This window comes from Streptomyces sp. AK010 (assembly GCF_014207295.1).
In the GTDB taxonomy this organism is placed as follows: domain Bacteria; phylum Actinomycetota; class Actinomycetes; order Streptomycetales; family Streptomycetaceae; genus Streptomyces; species Streptomyces massasporeus.
Genome location: NZ_JACHCX010000012.1, coordinates 222,686 through 241,225 on the forward strand (window position 1 = coordinate 222,686; position 18,540 = coordinate 241,225).

Sequence of the window (18,540 nt, forward strand, 5' to 3'; positions counted from 1 at the left end):
ATGGGATACTGGCCGTGTCCATCGATTTCCCCTAGGAGAACGGCACCCTCGCCCATGGCCTCGGTCACGTCCCTCAGCGACTCCGTCCACCAGCGCCTCGCGGCGGCCCTCTCGGCGGCCCTGCCGCAGGCCGGCTCCGCGGACCCGCTGCTGCGACGAAGCGACCGGGCCGACTTCCAGGCCAACGGGATCCTGGCCCTCGCCAAGAAGGAGAAGGCCAACCCGCGGGACCTGGCGACGCAGGTCGTCGCCCAGGTCGAGTCGGGTGACGTGATCAAGGACGTCGAGGTCTCCGGCCCCGGCTTCCTGAACATCACGCTCACCGACCGCGCGATCACCGGGAACCTCGCCGCGCGGCACGCGGACGGCGAGCGTCTCGGGGTGCCGCTGAAGGAGAACGCGGGCATCACGGTCGTCGACTACGCCCAGCCGAACGTGGCGAAGGAGATGCACGTCGGCCACCTGCGGTCGGCGGTCATCGGCGACGCCCTGCGCGGCATGCTCGACTTCACCGGTGAGCAGACGATCGGCCGGCACCACATCGGCGACTGGGGCACCCAGTTCGGCATGCTCATCCAGTACCTGTTCGAGCACCCCGGCGAGCTGGCCCCCGCGGCCGACGTCGACGGCGAGCAGGCGATGAGCAACCTGAACCGGGTGTACAAGGCGTCGCGTGCGCTCTTCGACGCGGACGAGGAGTTCAAGGAGCGGGCCCGTAAGCGGGTCGTCGCCCTGCAGTCCGGTGACAAGGAGACGCTCGAGCTGTGGCAGCAGTTCGTGGACGAGTCGAAGGTCTACTTCTACTCCGTCTTCGAGAAGCTGGACATGGAGATCCGTGACGAGGAGATCGTCGGCGAGTCCGCCTACAACGAGGGCATGCCCGAGACCGCCCGCCTCCTGGAGGAGATGGGTGTCGCGGTGCGCTCCGAGGGCGCGCTCGTGGTGTTCTTCGACGAGATCCGCGGCAAGGACGACCAGCCGGTCCCGCTGATCGTGCAGAAGGCGGACGGCGGCTTCGGCTACGCGGCCTCCGACCTGACGGCGATCCGCAACCGCGTCTTCGACCTGCGGGCGACGACGTTGCTGTACGTCGTGGACGTGCGCCAGTCGCTGCACTTCAAGATGGTCTTCGAGACGGCCCGCAGGGCCGGCTGGCTGGGCGAGCACGTCACCGCGCACAACATGGGCTACGGCACAGTGCTCGGCGCGGACGGCAAGCCGTTCAAGACGCGTGAGGGCGAGACCGTACGGCTGGAGGACCTGCTGGACGAGGCGGTGCAGCGGGCCGCCGAGGTCGTCCGGGAGAAGGCGCAGGACCTCACCGAGGACGAGATCCAGGAACGGGCCGCGCAGGTCGGGATCGGTGCCGTGAAGTACGCGGACCTGTCGACGTCGCCGAACCGGGACTACAAGTTCGACCTGGACCAGATGGTGTCGCTGAACGGCGACACGTCCGTCTACCTCCAGTACGCCTACGCCCGGATCCAGTCGATCCTGCGCAAGGCCGGCGGGACGGAGCCGGTCGCGCACCCGGAGCTCGACCTCGCACCGGCGGAGCGGGCACTCGGTCTGCACCTGGACACGTTCGGCGACACGGTCTTCGAAGCCGCCGCCGAGTACGCCCCGCACAAGCTGGCGGCGTACCTGTACCAGCTGGCGTCGCTGTACACGACGTTCTACGACAAGTGCCCGGTCCTCAAGGCCGAGACGCCCGAGCAGGTCGAGAACCGGCTGTTCCTCTGCGACATCACGGCACGCACGCTCCGCCAGGGCATGAACCTGCTGGGCATCCGGACACCCGAGCGCCTCTGAGCCCGGGCTCCGGCCGACGGCCCCGAGGGCGGCACTCCCCGGTGGAGTGCCGCCCTCTGGCGTTCCGCAGCCATTTCCGCGGCGGTGGGTGAGTGCCGTGGGTGCTGCCCGCCCGGCTTCGATGCCCCGCATCCGGTCGGCTCAGCGCCGGGCCGTGGTGTTCGCGCCGTCCAGGGTCTCCCTGATGATGTCCGCGTGCCCGGCGTGCTGGGCGGTCTCCTTGATCAGGTGCAGCAGGATCCGGCGTACGGACCAGTGCCCGGGGCCCGGCGGGGACCAGGGTGTGCGCGGCAGCGGCACGCGCACGTCCAGGTCCGGCATCCCGGCCACGGCCTCGTCGGCGGCCCGCGCGGCCGACTCGTAGCGCTCCAGCAGCGCGGGGAGGGTGTCGCTCCCGGCCATCCGCTACTGCGCCATGTCCGGCATGCCGTCGGGCAGTTCCCCGTCGGCCTTGGTCATCAGCTGCGTCCAGGTCTCCTGGCCCTGGGCCAGGTGCTTCAGGACGCCGCCGAGGGTCAGCTCGCTCACCGTCGTACGCTGCGCGGCCTGCGCGTCGGTGAGTCCCTGCACCGTGAGCAGCAGCAGGGCGCGCTGTTCCGCGAACGCCGCCGGCAGGTCCGCCTTCTCCGAGGAAGTGGTCATGTCCCGAACGGCAGGGCGCCAATAAGGGGTCCTTTCACTATGAGCGTCCGATCAGGGCGCGTGGTCTGGTGCCGTGCGTCGCAAGGCGCCGGGAAGCCCTCGTAGCGGAGCTACCAGGGCTTTTCGGCAACGCGGCGAGGTGCGGTGCCAGGCCGCGCGACCCGGACGGGCATAGTGAAAGGACCCCTAAGTCGGATTCTGTCCGCCATGACGGTCGCGGGGCCGGCCGGGCTGTCAGTGGCGGGCTCTACAGTCCCCACCATGGCGACTCTTCCCAATCCCCTGCCCGCGCTGGCGGCCGACCCGAGCGGCGGCTCGCTCGGCCTCCGGCTCCCCGCCGGGACGCTCCTCGACACCACCGACGAGGGCCCCTGGCACGAGCCGTTGCTGTGGTGCGCGGACAGCCGGGCCCTTCCGGGCGGCTGGGCGGCACTGGAGCCGGCCCGCCGGGCTGGACTGCTGCCCGTCGTGCTGGAGACGGGCGACGGCCACGGCGGGCCGGACCGCTGGGAGTTGATGCCCGGCGAGATGTCCTACCCGGGGGACCACGACGCGCAGGAGGTGCTCGCCGAGTACTGGGAGGAGCACGCCGCACAGGACGAGGCATGGCCCGCACCGGCCGGGCCCCTCGACCAGGGACGGGACCCGGAGGTCCTGGCCGCCGACGTCGCGGACACCCTGCTCGGCGACGGCGGCCCGTTCAAGGAGCCCCGCCTCGCCCTGGTCCCGGCCCGCCGCAGCGCGGACCTCCCGACGGCGATCGGCTGGACGGGCCCGGTGAACCACGAGGGCGACACGGCCCGCCTCAGCGCGGTGCTCCGCTCCTGGGAGGACCGCTTCGGCATACGGGTCGCCGCCCTCGGCTTCGATCACCTGCTGGTGTCCGTGGCGGCCCCGCCCACCACCCCGGCCGCCGCGGAGGCCGTCGCCGCCGAGCACCTCGCCTTCTGCCCGGACAACATCCGGCAGGGCGCCCACCCGACCCTCCGCGCCTACGCCGAGCACCAGGTCCTCAACCGGCGGACCTGGCACTTCCGGTGGGACTGAGCCCCTCCCCCAGCCTGCGCAGCCCTTCCCCGATCTCCTCGGGCGTCTGCGTCACGAAGCACAGCCGCAGGGTGGTCCGGTCGGGCGTGCCCGCGTAGAAGGGGGCGCCGGGGACGTAGGCCACGTTCTGCCGGACCACCTGCGGCAGCAGGGCCGTGGTGTCGTACGGCTCCGGCAGGCGCGCCCAGAGGAACATGCCGCCCTCGGGCCGGTGCCAGACCGACCCCTCGGGGAGTGCCCCGGCGAGGCCGGCGAGCATCGCGTCGCGGCGGTCGCGGTACACGCCGGCGACGCGGGCGACATGGGCGTCCAGGTCGTTGTCGGCGAGGTAGCGGGCCGCGGCGAGCTGGTTGACGGTCGGGGTGTGCAGGTCGGCGGCCTGCTTGACGACGGCACAGGCGCGCCGCAGCTCGCCGGGCGCCCGCAGCCAGCCCAGCCGCAGTCCGGGCGCCATGACCTTGGAGAAGCTGCCCAGCAGCACCGTCCGGTCCTCGGCGCCCGGGTGGGCGGCGATCCACGGCACGCGTTCACCGTCGTAGCGCAGCTCCCCGTACGGGTCGTCCTCGACGATCCACAGTCCGCACCGGGCGGCGGCCGACGCCACGGCGGCGCGCCGCTCGGCGGGCAGCGTCCGGCCGGTGGGGTTCTGGAAGGTGGGCACGGTGTAGAGCAGCTTGGGCCGCTCGCGCACGACGAGTTCCTCCAGCGCCCCGGGGTCGATGCCGTGCTCGTCGCCGGGCACGGCCACGATCCGCGCCCCGGCGAAGCCGAAGGCCTGGAGTGCGGCCAGATAGCAGGGGCTCTCGACGAGGACGGTGTCCCCGGGTTCGAGCAGCGCGGTGGCCAGCAGCGAGAGGGCCTGCTGGGAGCCGGTGGTGACCAGCAGGTCGTCGGGGCCGGTCGGCAGGCCGCGCGCGGTGGTCCGGGCGGCGAGCGCGTCCCGCAGCGCGGGTTCGCCCTCGGTCGTGGAGTACTGCAGCGCCCGCCCGGGCGCTTCGGCGAGCACCGCCTCGTAGGCGGCGGCGATGCCCTCGGCGTCGAACAGCTCCGGTGCCGGGAGCCCGCCCGCGAAGTTGATCACCTCGGGGCGGGCGGTGACGGCGAGGATGTCCCGTACGGGAGAGCCGCCGACGGCCCGCGCCCGCGCGGCCAGGGGCGGCACGGGAGAGTGGGTGGGCAGGGGCTCGGCGACGGTCATGACAGGGCTCCTTCGGCTGCGGTGACGCCTGGTGCCCCGCAGCCTAAGGAAGTACGTGCCGTCTACAAGCAGGGTTCCGGGATCCGGACGCCCCGCAGGTCACACGGCGGAACCGCGACTCACCCCTTGGCGCCCATCGCCGCGTACACGTTGATGTCCGCGTCCGTCACGTCGTTGATGTCGCGGTAGCGCACCTTCTCGATCTCCTCAAGACCGGCGAGGTAGGACTCCTCCGGCTGCTCGGGGACGGGGGCGGCGTGGTCGGGCCTCCAGCGGTGCGCCGGGACGATCCCCGGGTCGGCGATCTCCAGCCCGCTGTCCGTGAAGAACCGCTCGACATCGGCCCGGGACCGCAGCACGAAGGTGAACCCCCGCTCGGTGTAGGTCCGCTGGACCGCGCGGATGTTCTCGGGGTTGAGGTCGTCGGTGAGGTGGCTCAGCACCAGCCGGCTGCCGGCGGGCAGTTCGTCGAGCAGCCCGCTCACCAGCGGGTAGGCCTCCTCGTCGGCGACGAAGTGCAGGACCGCGACCAGGCAGAGCGCGACCGGCCGGTCGAAGTCCAGGGTCTTGGCGGCCTGTTCGAGGATGCGGGCCGGGTCCCGCAGATCGGCGTCGATGTAGTCCGTACGCCCCTCGGGTCCGCTGGTCAGCAGGGCCCGTGCGTGCGCGAGGACCACGGGGTCGTTGTCGACGTACACGACCCGCGACTCGGGCGTGATCCGCTGCGCGATCTGGTGCACGTTCTCGGCGGTGGGCAGCCCGGTACCGATGTCGAGGAACTGCCGGATGCCGTCCTGCTCCACGAGCGTGGTCACCGCACGCCGGAGGAAGTCGCGGTTGTGCCGGACGTCGAGGTATCCGCGCGGGTTGGCGGCCAGCGCGGCGGCGGCCGCGTCCCGGTCGGCGGGGTAGTGGTCCTTGCCGCCGAGGAACACGTCGTAGACCCGGGCCGGGTGCGCCTTGCTGCTGTCGATCCTCCTCTGCAACTCGGCGGGATCCTGGCTGAGGGCGTCACCGGACATGGACGTCTCCCTGAAAGTAGGTTGTTCAATCAGCAACCACTACGACGGTCAACAACCTAACGGTTCACCTGATTTGATGGTGCCCGTGCCGAACGACCACCGACCGACGACGACCCTCTGGCACCCGACCGGCCCCAAGGAGCTGGACCTGGTCCGCGACCTCGACTGGCGCGCCTGGCCACCCCGGCTCCCCGAGCAGCCGATCTTCTACCCGGTCCTCAACGAGGACTACGCGATCCCTACCACCCGGTCCTGCGCTTCGACGAGATGCAGTGGGTCCCGCGGCCGATCAGGGACTCCAAGCCGCAGGCGGTGACGACGCCGGCCCCCGGCGAGTCCGGCTACGCGGGCGTCTCGCTGTCGGCGGCCGACGGCAGCGGCGAATGGGGCACGACCAGCCACAAGCTCACGGTCGGCTTCCAGGGCCGCACGCCGAACAGCGACGGCGGCCCCTCCGCGTCCCGGCCCTGCCGGCCAAGGGCGTGTACTACGACAGCACGCTCACGGTCACGTACTGGCTGCGCGACATGGACGACGCGCTGTCCTACTGAAGCCGGAGACCTACTGGTCCTTGAGCTTCTGGGCCACTTCGGTGGCCCAGTAGGTGAGGATGCTCCGCGCACCGGCCCGCCGGATGCCGGTCAGGGCCTCCATGATCGCCCGGTCCCGGTCGATCCAGCCCTTCTCGGCGGCGGCCTCGATCATCGAGTACTCGCCGGAGATCTGGTAGGCGGCGACGGGCACGTCCACGGCGTCCGAGACGCGGGCGAGGATGTCCAGGTAGGGCCCGGCCGGCTTGACCATCACCATGTCGGCGCCCTCCTCCAGGTCGAGGGCGAGCTCGCGCAGCGACTCCCGGATGTTCGCGGGGTCCTGCTGATAGGTCTTGCGGTCCCCCTGGAGCGACGAGCCGACGGCCTCCCGGAAGGGCCCGTAGAAGGCGGAGGCGTACTTGACGGTGTAGGCGAGGATGGCGACGTCCTCCCGCCCGATCTGGTCGAGCGCGTCACGGATGACCCCTACCTGCCCGTCCATCATCCCGCTGGGCCCGACGACATGGGCGCCGGCGTCGGCCTGCACCTGGGCCATCTCGGCGTACCGCTCCAGGGTGGCGTCGTTGTCGACCCGCCCCTGGTCGTCGAGGACGCCGCAGTGCCCGTGGTCCGTGGTCTCGTCGAGGCACAGGTCGGACATGACGAGCAGGTCGTCCCCGACCTCGGCCCGCACGTCCCGGAGGGCGACCTGGAGGATCCCGTCCGGGTCGGTCCCGGGCGTCCCGAGGGCGTCCTTCTTCGACTCCTCCGGCACGCCGAACAGCATGATCCCGGAGATCCCCGCGGCGACCGCCTCCGCGGCGGCCTTCTTCAGACTGTCCCGGGTGTGCTGCACGACCCCCGGCATGGCGGTGATCGGCACGGGCTCGCTGACACCCTCCCGCACGAAGGCCGGGAGGATGAGATCGGCAGGGTGCAACCGGGTCTCGGCGACCATCCGACGCATCACGGGGTTGGTCCGCAACCGCCGCGGCCGAGTACCGGGAAATGATCCGTACGTCGTCATGCCCCTACGCTACGCCCGCCCCAAACCCCCCGATACCGACGCCTTGTCGGCCTCCACCCCCGCTGCGGGCACGCATGCCCCCGCCCCCGCTGCGGGCATGCGTGCCGCCAGGGGCGGCACAGGTGGGCGCAGCGGCACCCCGCTCCGCCGGGCTGCGGATCCACCCGGCCCCAACGACAACCCCGAGCACCCCCGAAGCCCACAGCCCCCGCATGCGCCCCCACACCCCCAGGTCCATCCTGAAACAGCAAGGACAAGGACCCCGACGGCAGGCCCACACCCACCGCCGCCGTCCCTCCGTACCCGCTCCCACGGAGGACGCGATGACCGCCCCCCACCACATCCCCGATCTCTTCGCCCTCTCAGAGATCCACGGCCCCGTCCTACGCCCCGGCGAACGCGCCTACGCCGACGAGGTGACCGGCTTCAACCTGGCCTCCCTCCACACCCCGGACGTCGCCATAGGCGCCACCGGCCCCGACGACGTCGTCACCGCCATGCGCTGGGCCCACGCCACCCGCACCCCCGTCGCCGTCCAGGCCACCGGCCACGGCGCCAACTTCCCGATCGAGCACGGCCTGCTGATCAACACGTCCCGCATGACGGACGTCCACGTCGACCCCACCACCCGCACCGCCACCATCGCCGCGGGCGCGAAGTGGAGCCACGTCATGGCCGCGGCCGCCCCGCACGGCCTGGCGGGCCTGTGCGGCACCTCCACGGACGCGGGCGTCGTCGGCTACACCCTCGGCGGCGGACTCCCGGTCCTCGGCCGGGCCTACGGCTACGCCGCCGACCTGGTCCGCTCCTTCCAGGTCGTCACCCCGGACGGGCACCCGCGCGAGTCGGACCCCCGCCACGAACCGGAACTGTTCTGGGCGCTGCGCGGCGGCAAGGGCAACGTGGGCGTGGTGACCTCACTGATCACCGAACTCCTCCCGCTACCCCGCCTCTACGGCGGCGGCATCCACTGCCACGCCGAGCACACGGAGACGCTCCTGCGGACCTGGACGGACTGGACCCGCAGGGTACCGGACGAAATGTGCAGCATGTTCTCGGTCCTGCGGCTGCCGCCGATCCCGCAGATCCCGGAGCCCCTGCGCGGCGGCTTCTGGGCCCGGGTCGCGATCGCGTGGCCGGGCGACCCGGCCGAGGGCCAGGCCCTGATCGCGCCGCTGCGCGAAGCCGCCCCCGTGGCGGTCGACACGATCGAGGAGATGGACTGCGCGGACATGGACCGCATCCACATGGAACCCCAGGACCCGCTCCCGGCACGCGAGTGCTGCATGCTCCTGCGCGACCTGCCCCCCGACGCCATGGACACGTTCCTGGAGCAGGTCGGCCCGGCGGCCGGCGCCGAGCACCCCCTCCTCGTCGCCTCGCTGCGGCACATGGGCGGCGCGCTGTCCCGCCCGTCCGCCGTCGAGGACGCCGTCTGCTCCCGCGACGCCCGCTACTTCATGGAGTCGGTCGGCATCATGCCCGCACCGCCCGTGGCCGAGGCCGTCGAGCAGGCGACCCGCCGCCTCTACACGGCCATGGCCCCGTACGGGACGGGCCGCACCATGGTCAACATCCACGGCACCCCGGGCGACGAACAGGACCGCGCCCGCGCCTGGACCCCGGAGGTCTACGCCCGCCTACGCCACGACAAGTCCGTCTACGACCCCAGAAACCTGCTGCGCTACGGCCACGCGGTGACACCGGCGTAGCGGCGGGCGGTTACAGGCAGGCCTTCGACGGCTCAGGGCGACGGCAGCGGCAGACACGGGAGCTGCGGGTGTCACAGGTGCTGTCCGGCTTCATGGACGCAGGGTGAAAGCCCCCGGCTCATGCCGGGCTCTCGTCACTCAGTGCCTCCACTGGCGCGCAGTACGTAAAGCGATGACGGTTCGTACGGCCGGAAGCTGTACGGGAGGTGTCCGGATTCCGTCCGGGCTGTCCGGCGTGACCGACTGACACCGGCCGGAGTTGGTCCGGGGAAGGGCGCGCGACGGGAGGGCGGCGAGCATGAGCGGGTGGGAAGCGGGGCTGGACGACGACGAGGCCGGGGCCGTGATGCGCACGGTCACGCGGCAGTTGAAGCTGTGGCGAGAGGCGGCAGGCCTCACCCAGGCGGAGTTCGGGGCGGCGATCGGGTACGGCGAGGACCTGGTCTCGTCGGTGGAGCGGGGACGGCGGATTCCACGGCCGGAGTACCTGGACGCGGCGGACGAGGCGCTGGGCGCGGACGGGAAGATCGCCGCGATGAGGAGGGACGTGGTGGAGGCCCGGTATCAGAAGAAGGTGCGGGACCTGAAGAAACTGGAGGCGGAGGCCGTCGAATTGGGGGCCTACAACAACTCCGTCGTCCATGGGCTGTTGCAGACCCAGGCGTACGCACGGGCAGTGTTCAGCGCTCGCCGACCGCCCTTCTCGACGGACGAACTCGAACAACGGTTGTCAGCCCGTGTGGCGCGTCAGGAGATCGTCAGCGACACGACAGCCCGCCCGCTCTTCACTTTTGTCCAGTGTGAGTCGACGCTGCGCAGGCCCATCGGGGGCAGGATGGTCATGCGCGAACAGCTCGAACGACTACTGGAGGTGGCCGAGTTGCCCAACGTCGACCTTCAGGTACTGCCGCTGAGCCGGGAGGAGAACTCAGGTCTCGCCGGGCCGTTCAGGCTGCTCAGGCTCAAGGACGGCACCACGGTCGGGCACGTGGAGGTGCAGCACATCAGCCGTGTGATCGCCGATCCGAAGGAAGTGCAGTTCCTCGACATTCGTTATGGGACCATCCGGGCGCAGGCTCTCAGCCCACGAGAGCCGATGACCCTCATCGAGAAAGTGCTTGGAGAGACATGACCGACCTCGTGTGGACAAAGAGCAGCTACAGCACGGACGAGGGCCCCGACTGCGTCGAGGTGGCGACCCCGGACGAGACCCGGGTCCTCGTCCGCGACTCCAAGAACCCTCACGGCCCCCGCCTCGCCCTCACCCCCACCACCTGGGCGAGCTTCCTGCCGTATGCCTCCGCGCACTGACGACAGCCCGAGCGGGGCGAACACGCTGATCGCGGTTCGCCCCGCTCGTCGGGTCAGGTCGGCCGGGTCCGGCCGGTCGGCTCAGGTCGTGGACCGCCTCCGCCGCGCCCCCGGCCGCCGCTCGCTCGGCCGCGTCACCGGGTCCCCGGCCTCCAGGGCCGCCGCCCGGCGCTTGGCGCCGAAGTCAGCGAGGGCCTCTGCCAGCTTGTGCACGGACGGCTCGGGAGCCATGACGTCCACCCGGAGCCCGTGCTCCTCGGCGGTCTTCGCCGTGGCCGGGCCGATACAGGCGATCACGGTGACGTTGTGCGGCTTGCCGGCGATGCCGACCAGGTTCCGCACCGTGGACGACGAGGTGAAGAGAACGGCGTCGAAGCCACCGCCCTTGATCGCCTCGCGGGTCTCCGCCGGCGGCGGCGAGGCCCGCACGGTCCGGTAGGCCGTGACGTCGTCGACCTCCCAGCCGAGCTCGATCAGCCCGGCGACCAGCGTCTCCGTGGCGATGTCGGCACGCGGCAGGAACACTCTGTCGATCGGGTCGAAGACCGGGTCGTAGGGCGGCCAGTCCTCCAGCAGACCGGCGGCCGACTGCTCACCGCTCGGCACCAGGTCCGGCTTCACGCCGAACGCGATCAGCGCCTTCGCCGTCTGCTCGCCGACGGCCGCGACCTTGATGCCCGCGAAGGCACGCGCGTCGAGCCCGTACTCCTCGAACTTCTCCCGCACGGCCTTGACCGCGTTGACCGAGGTGAAGGCGATCCACTCGTAGCGGCCCGTGACGAGCCCCTTGACCGCGCGCTCCATCTGCTGGGGCGTGCGCGGCGGCTCGACGGCGATCGTCGGCACCTCGTGCGGCACGGCCCCGTACGACCGCAGCTGGTCGGAGAGCGACGCCGCCTGCTCCTTGGTCCGCGGCACGAGCACCTTCCAGCCGAACAGCGGCTTGGACTCGAACCACGCGAGCTGGTCGCGCTGGGCGGCGGCGGAACGCTCACCGACCACGGCTATCACCGGCCGGCCGCCGTCGGGCGAGGGCAGCACCTTGAGCTGCTTCAGCGTCTGCGCGATCGTGCCGAGCGTGGCGCTCCAGGTGCGCTGCCGGGTGGTGGTGCCGGCGACGGTGACCGTCATCGGGGTGTCCGGCTTGCGCCCGGCGGAGACGAGCTCGCCGGCCGCCGCGGCGACGGAGTCCAGCGTCGTGGACACGACGACCGTGCCGTCCGACACCCCGACCTCCGTCCAGCACCGGTCCGACGCCGTCCGCGCGTCCACGAACCGCACGTCCGCGCCCTGCGCGTCACGCAGCGGCACACCGGCGTACGCGGGCACGCCGACGGCGCTCGCGATGCCGGGGACGACCTCGAAGGGCACCCCGGCGGCGGCGCACGCCAGCATCTCCTCGGCGGCGTACGTGTCGAGGCCCGGGTCCCCGGACACCGCACGCACGACCCGCCTGCCGCCCCGTGCGGCCTCCATGACAAGATGTGCGGCATCCCGCACCGCGGGGGCGGCGACGGTGGTTGACGTGCCGTCAACTACCGTCAGCTGGGGCGTTCCTGTGCCCGGTGCCGGATCCTGGGAAGGATCAGGGTCCGTGTGCACTTCGGACACGCCCTGCCTGGCGTGCTGACGTACGACGTCGAGCACCTCGTGCTCGGCGACGAGGACGTCCGCGTTCGCCAGCGCCTCCACGGCGCGCAGAGTCAGCAGTCCCGGATCTCCGGGTCCGGCACCCAGGAAGGTGACGTGCCCGTGTTCAGGACCGGCGGAAAGGGTGGTGGGGCTCAATGTGCTCGCTCCCCCATCAGACCGGCCGCGCCCTGGGCGAGCATCTCGGCGGCGAGTTCGCGACCGAGCGCCATTGCCCCGTCGTACGTCTCGGGCACGGGACCGGTGGTGGACAGCTGCACCATGCGCGTGCCGTCGGTGGTCCCGACGACGCCGCGCAGGCGCATTTCCTTGACAATCTGCCCGTCGGCCTGGGGGTCCCCCCGCTCGAGCGGATCCGGGAGTGGGGGCAAGTCGGCCAAAGCGCCCACGGGAGCGCTGCAGCCGGCCTCCAGGGCGGCGAGCAGTGATCGCTCGGCCGTCACGGCGATCCGCGTGAACGGGTCGTCGAGTTCGGCGAGCGCGGCGATGAGGTCCGCGTTGCCCGCGGTGCACTCGATCGCCAGGGCCCCCTGGCCGGGGGCGGGCAAAACCGTGTCGACCGACAGGAAGTCGGTCACTTCGTCGCCGCGGCCGATCCGGTTGAGTCCGGCGGCGGCCAGCACGACGGCGTCGAGCTCTCCGCTGCGCACGAACCCGATGCGGGTGTCGACGTTGCCGCGGATCGGGACCGTCGCTATGTCCAGGCCGTGGCTGCGGGCGTACGCGTTGAGCTGCGCCATGCGGCGCGGGGAACCCGTACCGATGCGGGCCCCGGAGGGCAGGTCGGTGAACTTCAGCGCGTCCCGGGCGACGATCACGTCCCGCGGGTCCTCGCGCACCGGCACGGCCGCGACGACCAGGTCGTCGGGCTGCGTGGTCGGCAGGTCCTTCAACGAGTGCACCGCGAAGTCGACCTCGCCCTTGAGGAGCGCGTCGCGCAGGGCGGTCACGAACACGCCGGTGCCGCCGATCTGGGCGAGCTGCTCGCGCGAGGTGTCGCCGTACGTGGTGATCTCGACGAGCTCGACGGGCCGCCCGGTCACCCGGCTCACGGCTTCCGCCACCTGGCCGGACTGGGCCATGGCGAGCCTGCTGCGCCGGGTGCCGAGCCTCAGCGTCTTGTCGGTCATGCCGGCCCTCGGTCTTTCTCGGTGGTGCTGTCCTCGGCCCGGGAGACGGCGGCCACCGTCTCGGGGTCGAGGTCGAACAGGGTCCGCAGTGCGTCCGCGTACCCGGCGCCGCCGGGTTCGGCCGCGAGTTGCTTGACCCGCACGGTCGGCGCGTGGAGCAGTTTGTCGACCACGCGCCGCACGGTCTGGGTGATCTCCGCTCGGTGTTTGTCGTCGAGACCGGGCAGCCGACCGTCCAGCCGGGCGATCTCGCCGGCCACGACATCGGCGGCCATGGTGCGCAGGGCGACCACGGTCGGTGTGATGTGCGCGGCCCGCAGTGCTGCCCCGAAGGCCGCGACCTCGTCGGAGACGATACGCCGTACCTGGTCCACATCGGCAGCCATCGGAGCGCCCGCGGAGGCCTCCGCCAGCGACTCGATGTCCACCAGCCGCACCCCGGCCAGCCGGTGCACGGCCGCGTCGATGTCGCGCGGCATCGCGAGGTCCAGCAGGAAGAGCACGGGCTCGGGCCGCTGCGGCTCCTCGGCCCGCTCGGGCCGGCGCCGCTCGGGGATCCGCCCGACGGTGGCGACGGTCGCGGCGAGCGCGGCGATGGCGTCGGTGTCCGCGGCCGGGTCGAGCGTGCCGGTCTGTCCCGGCCGGGCCGTACCGCCCGCGGCACGCCGGTCGCCGCCCGCCGAGCCGTTGTCCACCCACGCCGCGTGCTGTTCGAGGTCCGCGGCGGCCATCCCGGCCACGGCGGCCTCTCCCAGCACGGAGAACCCGGCGGTGCCCTGCACCGCGGAGAGGTCGAGCGGACAGCCGTCCTCGATGCCCAGGCTGGTGCCCGACGCACCGCCGCGCTGCGCCCCGGAACCGGTCGCGGAGCCGGACTCGCCGCCCGGCGCCCCCGGTCCGTCCTCGCCGGACCCGGCGGCCGGCGCGGGCGTACGGCCCTCGACTGCCTCGGCGACCGACTCGGCCGTCAGGACCAGGCCCGTCGCACCCGTGCAGGAGACGGTGACGTCGGCACGTGTCAGCTCGGCCGGCACCGACTCCATCGGTACCGCGCGGGCCGCCACGTCCGTGTCGTCGCCGTCCATGAGACGTTGCCCGTACTGCTCTTCGAGCAGGTGGGCGAGGCGCTCGGCGCGGTCCAGGGTGCGGTTGGCGACGACGATCTCTGCGACCCCGGCCCGCGCGAGCGTGGCGGCGGCCAGGGAGGACATCGACCCGGCCCCGATGACCAGGGCCTTCTTGCCCCGCGCCCACTGCTGTACGTCCCCGCCCCGGGCCAGCTGCTCCAGGCCGAAGGTGACCAGGGACTGGCCGGCGCGGTCGATGCCGGTCTCGGAGTGGGCGCGCTTGCCGACCCGCAGGGCCTGCTGGAACAGGTCGTTCAGGAGCCGGCCGGCGGACTGCAGGTCCTGCGCCCGGGCCAGGGAGTCCTTGATCTGGCCGAGGATCTGCCCCTCGCCGACGACCATCGAGTCCAGCCCGCAGGCCACCGAGAACAGGTGGTGGACGGCCCGGTCCTCGTAGTGCACGTAGAGATAAGGGGTGAGCTCCTCCAGGCCGACGCCGCTGTGCTGGGCGAGCAGCGTGGACAGCTCGGCGACACCGGCGTGGAACTTGTCCACGTCGGCGTAGAGCTCGATGCGGTTGCAGGTGGCGAGCACCGCGGCCTCGGTGGCCGGTTCGGCGGCGACCGTGTCCTGGAGCAGCTTGACCTGCGCGTCCGCGGTCAGCGCGGCCCGCTCCAGCACGCTGACCGGGGCGCTGCGGTGGCTGAGTCCGACGACGAGGAGGCTCATGCCGGCATCACCGCGGGCATGTCCCCGTCGGGCCCCTGGTCGGCGGAGTCGCTGCGGGCGGCGGCGGTGGGGACGCCCCCGTCGGAGGCGGCGGCCTCCTCCCCGGCCTTGCGCTGCTCATGGAAGGCGAGGATCTGCAGCTCGATGGAGAGGTCGACCTTGCGTACGTCGACGCCCTCGGGGACGGACAGCACGGTCGGCGCGAAGTTCAGGATGGAGGTGACACCGGCGGCCACGAGCCGCTCGCAGACCGCCTGGGCGGCACCGGCGGGGGTGGCGATGACACCGATGGACACGCCGTTGTCCTGGATGATCTTCTCCAGGTCGTCGGAGTGCTGCACCGGGATCCCCGCGACGGGCTTGCCGGCCATGGCCGGGTCGGCGTCGATCAGAGCGGCGACCCGGAATCCACGGGAGGCGAACCCGCCGTAGTTGGCGAGGGCGGCGCCGAGGTTACCGATACCGACGATCACAACCGGCCAGTCCTGGGTGAGCCCCAGTTCGCGGGAGATCTGGTACACGAGATACTCGACGTCGTAGCCGACACCCCTGGTCCCGTACGACCCGAGGTAGGAGAAGTCCTTGCGCAGCTTCGCGGAGTTGACCCCCGCGGCGGCCGCGAGCTCCTCGGAGGAGACCGTGGGCACCGAGCGCTCCGACAACGCGGTCAGAGCGCGGAGGTACAGCGGAAGCCGGGCGACGGTGGCCTCGGGAATCCCTCGGCTGCGGGTCGCCGGTCGGTGAGTTCGGCCAGTTGCCACGGTGCTCCTGCGGGTAGAGCGGGGCTGTAGGCGGTCATACGTCCCTACATGACCGCCCCGTCGAAAGCAGGCTATGTCTTTGTGAACGCGTGCACAAAGATGGTGTCCGATTTGCCCGGCCAACGTGACCGGGGTCACGCGCCCCCGGCGCACGCGCAGGGAACCGGCGTATGTGCACCACCGTTCCTTGTCTTTCGGGGGCAAAACCGCACACTCTCCTCAGTGAATCCCGCCCCCGAGACCAAGTCACCATCGATCCTAAGCGACTCCCCGGCCACTTTGGACTGATCGGTCAGTCGCTGACCGGGCGGGATCAGTCGGTCAGCGCCTTGCGCAGGCGGTCCTCGTTCACGCGCCAGAACGTGTGCTGCCTGCCGTCCACCAGCACGACCGGGATCTGCTCCCAGTACTGGTCGTGCAGTTCCCGATCCTCGGTGATGTCCTTCTGCTCCCAGGGGACTCCGAGATCACCGCACACCTTCTCCACAACGACCTGTGCGTCATCACACAGATGACAGCCGGGCTTGCGGATCAGGGTGACGAGCCGGTCCCGAGGGGGCCTGCGACGGAAGAGGGGACTCATGTCGGCCATTGTCGCGCGGCCGCGCCCGGGCGGAACCCTCGCGAAAGCGCCAGGGGACGCGCCGACCACGCCCACCCCGTGCGGCATCTTTAACGACACGCTTGCCGAGAGTTCACAGGCTCCCAACCTTCCGACTCCGGAACCCCCGAACAAACTGGCTATGCTCACGCCATGGCCGCTCTAGGATGGCTCACTCCCCGTAGGCGCTCCGCCACGGCGCGGAGCGTGTTGGCAGGCGAGGCCTCGGCGGAGGCAGCCCGCAAGTCCACGCAGGAGGTCGCCGGCACGACCGAGGAACCGCAGTTCCCGGTGCACGGCGACGACCAGGCCGCCGCCTTCTTCGACCTGGACAACACCGTCATGCAGGGCGCGGCCCTCTTCCACTTCGGACGCGGCCTGTACAAACGGAAGTTCTTCGAGACGCGCGAGCTCGCGAAGTTCGCCTGGCAGCAGGCATGGTTCCGCCTCGCCGGCGTCGAGGACCCCGAACACATGCAGGAGGCCCGCGACTCGGCCCTCTCGATCGTCCAGGGCCACCGCGTCGCCGAACTGCAGTCGATCGGCGAGGAGATCTACGACGAGTACATGGCCGAGCGCATCTGGCCCGGCACCCGCGCCCTCGCCCAGGCCCACCTGGACGCCGGCCAGAAGGTGTGGCTGGTGACGGCCGCCCCCGTCGAGATCGCCACGGTCATCGCCCGCCGCCTCGGCCTGACCGGCGCCCTGGGCACGGTCGCCGAGTCCGTCGACGGCGTCTACACCGGCAAACTCGTCGGCGAACCGCTGCACGGCCCCGCGAAGGCCGAGGCCGTCCGCGCCCTGGCCGCCGCAGAGGGCCTGGACCTCGGCCGCTGCGCCGCCTACAGCGACTCGCACAACGACATCCCGATGCTCTCGCTGGTCGGCCACCCCTACGCCATCAACCCGGACAGCAAGCTGCGCAAGCACGCCCGCCGGCTGGACTGGCGGCTGCGCGACTACCGCACGGGCCGCAAGGCCGCCAAGGTCGGCATCCCGGCCGCGGCGGGCGTCGGCGCGGTGGCCGGCGGCACCGCGGCCGCCATCGCCCTGCACCGCCGTCGCCGCTGACCAACCGATCAAACCGAGACACCATCGTTTACGGCCTGACAATCGCCGTAAATCCAACTGGCGTACCCCCACAACCTCGTATCCAGTCCTCTTGGCTGCACACGGCCACAACACGCCCCGGACTCAGCCGCAATCCGAACCCTTTCGATCAACAACCGCACACTCTCCGGCACTTGATGCGGCGTCAATCGGTTACGGAAGCGACGTAATCGATGATTTGAGCAACTCGGTGTAGCAGGGCCTACACGAAGCGTTATTCTCCTCAGACGCAAACCGGTACCCCTCCGTCGCTACGACGGGTGAAAGGTCCCGCACTGCACGTGATGGAAGCTCTGCCTCTGGGAGTCCCGTGTACCCACACGTCGGGGTTGACGCCTCGGGCCTGGCTACGCTGCGCGCAACGGTCCAAGACCTGTTGCGCGGCTTCGTCCCCACCGCGTACGCCGTCCCCGCATTCGCCACCGCCGCGCCCGTCGGCCCGTGCTACGCACTGGCAGACGGCAGCGCCGCGGTCGGCAGACGAGGCCGCCCGTCCGGGGCGGCCACCGCCCGCCGCCCGGCGGCGGACAGCGACAGCGCCCGGATGATGGACCTCGTGGAGCGCGCCCAGGCCGGCGAGTCCGACGCCTTCGGCCGCCTCTACGACCAGTACAGCGACACTGTCTACCGGTACATCTACTACCGGGTCGGAGGAAAAGCGACCGCCGAGGACCTCACCAGCGAGACCTTCCTGCGCGCCCTGCGCCGCATCGGCACGTTCACCTGGCAGGGCCGGGACTTCGGCGCCTGGCTCGTGACCATCGCCCGCAACCTCGTCGCGGACCACTTCAAGTCCAGCCGCTTCCGCCTCGAGGTCACCACCGGCGAGATGCTCGACGCCAACGAGGTCGAGCGCTCCCCCGAGGACTCCGTCCTGGAGTCCCTCTCCAACGCCGCCCTGCTCGACGCCGTACGGCGGCTCAACCCGCAGCAGCAGGAGTGTGTGACGCTCCGCTTCCTCCAGGGCCTCTCCGTCGCCGAGACCGCCCGGGTGATGGGCAAGAACGAGGGCGCCATCAAGACCCTCCAGTACCGGGCCGTCCGCACCCTCGCCCGGCTCCTCCCGGAAGACGCCCGCTGACCGCCCCGCACACTCGGCGACATTCAACTCACGTTCCGTGACGGCGCGTTGACTTCGGCATTCGATCAGCCGGTGTCCGTAACCCAAGTGCCGCGCCGCTCGTTGTG

General features: G+C 71.5%; 15 protein-coding genes and 3 pseudogenes. 9 read left to right on the forward strand and 9 right to left on the reverse strand.

Features of this window, described 5'->3' with window-relative positions; genetic code table 11:
- Window positions 1-54 precede the first annotated feature (54 nt).
- On the forward strand, window positions 55-1,812 hold the full coding sequence (gene argS / locus HDC93_RS23540) for an arginine--tRNA ligase (RefSeq protein ID WP_185012825.1): 1,758 nt from the start codon (window positions 55-57) through the stop codon (window positions 1,810-1,812).
- A gap of 141 nt (window positions 1,813-1,953) precedes the next feature.
- Here argS and HDC93_RS23545 read toward each other — a convergent pair.
- Window positions 1,954-2,454: pseudogene (locus HDC93_RS23545) on the reverse strand (DinB family protein).
- 261 nt (window positions 2,455-2,715) lie between these two features.
- On the opposite strand from HDC93_RS23545, the gene HDC93_RS23550 reads away from it, so the two are divergent.
- Window positions 2,716-3,501: a DUF4253 domain-containing protein gene (locus tag HDC93_RS23550; protein ID WP_185012826.1), complete on the forward strand. Its 786-nt coding sequence runs from the start codon at window positions 2,716-2,718 to the stop codon at window positions 3,499-3,501.
- On the opposite strand, the gene HDC93_RS23555 is transcribed toward HDC93_RS23550, so the two are convergent.
- Together HDC93_RS23555 and HDC93_RS23560 are read right to left on the reverse strand one after the other, a co-directional pair.
- Window positions 3,467-4,699 (reverse strand): PLP-dependent aminotransferase family protein, encoded by a 1,233-nt coding sequence (locus HDC93_RS23555; RefSeq protein ID WP_185012827.1) that lies wholly within the window; start codon window positions 4,697-4,699, stop codon window positions 3,467-3,469. The two genes, HDC93_RS23550 and HDC93_RS23555, sit on opposite strands and share 35 nt — an antisense overlap.
- 119 nt (window positions 4,700-4,818) lie before the next feature.
- Window positions 4,819-5,721, reverse strand: coding sequence for an SAM-dependent methyltransferase (locus HDC93_RS23560; protein ID WP_185012828.1), 903 nt, complete (start codon window positions 5,719-5,721; stop codon window positions 4,819-4,821).
- Between the two features lie 76 nt (window positions 5,722-5,797).
- On the opposite strand from HDC93_RS23560, the pseudogene HDC93_RS23565 reads away from it, so the two are divergent.
- Window positions 5,798-5,971, forward strand: a pseudogene (locus HDC93_RS23565) (ADP-ribosylation/crystallin J1); the annotation flags it as partial.
- A pseudogene (locus tag HDC93_RS23570) lies at window positions 5,962-6,272 on the forward strand (DUF4232 domain-containing protein); the annotation flags it as partial. The pseudogenes HDC93_RS23565 and HDC93_RS23570, both read left to right, overlap by 10 nt.
- A 10-nt stretch (window positions 6,273-6,282) precedes the next feature.
- Here the strand turns inward: HDC93_RS23570 and hemB are convergent.
- The gene (hemB, locus tag HDC93_RS23575; RefSeq protein ID WP_185012829.1) at window positions 6,283-7,281 is read right to left on the reverse strand and encodes a porphobilinogen synthase; all 999 of its coding nucleotides are present in this window, start codon (window positions 7,279-7,281) and stop codon (window positions 6,283-6,285) included.
- Window positions 7,282-7,604: 323 nt separating this feature from the next.
- Here hemB and HDC93_RS23580 point away from each other — a divergent pair, with 323 nt between their 5' ends.
- From HDC93_RS23580 to HDC93_RS23590, 3 genes are all read left to right on the forward strand, one after another.
- On the forward strand, window positions 7,605-8,993 hold the full coding sequence (locus HDC93_RS23580) for an FAD-binding oxidoreductase (protein WP_185012830.1): 1,389 nt from the start codon (window positions 7,605-7,607) through the stop codon (window positions 8,991-8,993).
- A gap of 298 nt (window positions 8,994-9,291) precedes the next feature.
- Complete coding sequence (locus HDC93_RS23585; protein ID WP_185012831.1) at window positions 9,292-10,125, forward strand: helix-turn-helix transcriptional regulator; 834 nt, start codon at window positions 9,292-9,294, stop codon at window positions 10,123-10,125.
- The gene (locus HDC93_RS23590; RefSeq protein ID WP_185012832.1) at window positions 10,122-10,304 is read left to right on the forward strand and encodes a DUF397 domain-containing protein; all 183 of its coding nucleotides are present in this window, start codon (window positions 10,122-10,124) and stop codon (window positions 10,302-10,304) included. The genes HDC93_RS23585 and HDC93_RS23590 overlap by 4 nt, the downstream gene beginning before the upstream one ends.
- An 81-nt stretch (window positions 10,305-10,385) precedes the next feature.
- On the opposite strand, the gene HDC93_RS23595 is transcribed toward HDC93_RS23590, so the two are convergent.
- The 5 genes from HDC93_RS23595 to HDC93_RS23615 form a co-directional block, all read right to left on the reverse strand.
- Window positions 10,386-12,092, reverse strand: a complete 1,707-nt coding sequence (locus tag HDC93_RS23595) for a bifunctional uroporphyrinogen-III C-methyltransferase/uroporphyrinogen-III synthase (protein ID WP_185012833.1) — start codon at window positions 12,090-12,092, stop codon at window positions 10,386-10,388.
- A complete protein-coding gene (gene hemC, locus HDC93_RS23600) occupies window positions 12,089-13,084 on the reverse strand; it encodes a hydroxymethylbilane synthase (RefSeq protein WP_185012834.1) in 996 nt (331 codons plus the stop codon). Before hemC ends, HDC93_RS23595 begins: the two co-directional genes overlap by 4 nt.
- Complete coding sequence (locus HDC93_RS23605; RefSeq protein WP_185012835.1) at window positions 13,081-14,880, reverse strand: glutamyl-tRNA reductase; 1,800 nt, start codon at window positions 14,878-14,880, stop codon at window positions 13,081-13,083. Before HDC93_RS23605 ends, hemC begins: the two co-directional genes overlap by 4 nt.
- Window positions 14,877-15,641 carry a redox-sensing transcriptional repressor Rex gene (locus HDC93_RS23610; protein WP_185012836.1) on the reverse strand — a complete coding sequence of 255 codons (765 nt, stop codon included), beginning with the start codon at window positions 15,639-15,641 and terminating at the stop codon, window positions 14,877-14,879. Before HDC93_RS23610 ends, HDC93_RS23605 begins: the two co-directional genes overlap by 4 nt.
- A gap of 313 nt (window positions 15,642-15,954) precedes the next feature.
- The gene (locus HDC93_RS23615; protein ID WP_086603661.1) at window positions 15,955-16,233 is read right to left on the reverse strand and encodes a glutaredoxin family protein; all 279 of its coding nucleotides are present in this window, start codon (window positions 16,231-16,233) and stop codon (window positions 15,955-15,957) included.
- Between the two features lie 162 nt (window positions 16,234-16,395).
- Here HDC93_RS23615 and HDC93_RS23620 point away from each other — a divergent pair, with 162 nt between their 5' ends.
- Both HDC93_RS23620 and HDC93_RS23625 read left to right on the forward strand, forming a co-directional pair.
- Window positions 16,396-17,313 carry an HAD family phosphatase gene (locus tag HDC93_RS23620; protein ID WP_185012837.1) on the forward strand — a complete coding sequence of 306 codons (918 nt, stop codon included), beginning with the start codon at window positions 16,396-16,398 and terminating at the stop codon, window positions 17,311-17,313.
- A gap of 349 nt (window positions 17,314-17,662) precedes the next feature.
- Window positions 17,663-18,433, forward strand: coding sequence for an ECF subfamily RNA polymerase sigma factor, BldN family (locus HDC93_RS23625; protein WP_030840376.1), 771 nt, complete (start codon window positions 17,663-17,665; stop codon window positions 18,431-18,433).
- Window positions 18,434-18,540 lie beyond the last annotated feature (107 nt).

What these genes read in the sequence shown, in the direction of transcription:
- argS (WP_185012825.1), top strand. Translation starts at nt 55, where the DNA reads ATGGCCTCGGTCACGTCCCTCAGCGACTCCGTCCACCAGCGCCTCGCG.
- HDC93_RS23550 (WP_185012826.1), top strand. Translation starts at nt 2,716, where the DNA reads ATGGCGACTCTTCCCAATCCCCTGCCCGCGCTGGCGGCCGACCCGAGC.
- HDC93_RS23555 (WP_185012827.1), bottom strand. Translation starts at nt 4,699, where the DNA reads ATGACCGTCGCCGAGCCCCTGCCCACCCACTCTCCCGTGCCGCCCCTG.
- HDC93_RS23560 (WP_185012828.1), bottom strand. Translation starts at nt 5,721, where the DNA reads ATGTCCGGTGACGCCCTCAGCCAGGATCCCGCCGAGTTGCAGAGGAGG.
- hemB (WP_185012829.1), bottom strand. Translation starts at nt 7,281, where the DNA reads ATGACGACGTACGGATCATTTCCCGGTACTCGGCCGCGGCGGTTGCGG.
- HDC93_RS23580 (WP_185012830.1), top strand. Translation starts at nt 7,605, where the DNA reads ATGACCGCCCCCCACCACATCCCCGATCTCTTCGCCCTCTCAGAGATC.
- HDC93_RS23585 (WP_185012831.1), top strand. Translation starts at nt 9,292, where the DNA reads ATGAGCGGGTGGGAAGCGGGGCTGGACGACGACGAGGCCGGGGCCGTG.
- HDC93_RS23590 (WP_185012832.1), top strand. Translation starts at nt 10,122, where the DNA reads ATGACCGACCTCGTGTGGACAAAGAGCAGCTACAGCACGGACGAGGGC.
- hemC (WP_185012834.1), bottom strand. Translation starts at nt 13,084, where the DNA reads ATGACCGACAAGACGCTGAGGCTCGGCACCCGGCGCAGCAGGCTCGCC.
- HDC93_RS23605 (WP_185012835.1), bottom strand. Translation starts at nt 14,880, where the DNA reads ATGAGCCTCCTCGTCGTCGGACTCAGCCACCGCAGCGCCCCGGTCAGC.
- HDC93_RS23615 (WP_086603661.1), bottom strand. Translation starts at nt 16,233, where the DNA reads ATGGCCGACATGAGTCCCCTCTTCCGTCGCAGGCCCCCTCGGGACCGG.
- HDC93_RS23620 (WP_185012837.1), top strand. Translation starts at nt 16,396, where the DNA reads ATGGCCGCTCTAGGATGGCTCACTCCCCGTAGGCGCTCCGCCACGGCG.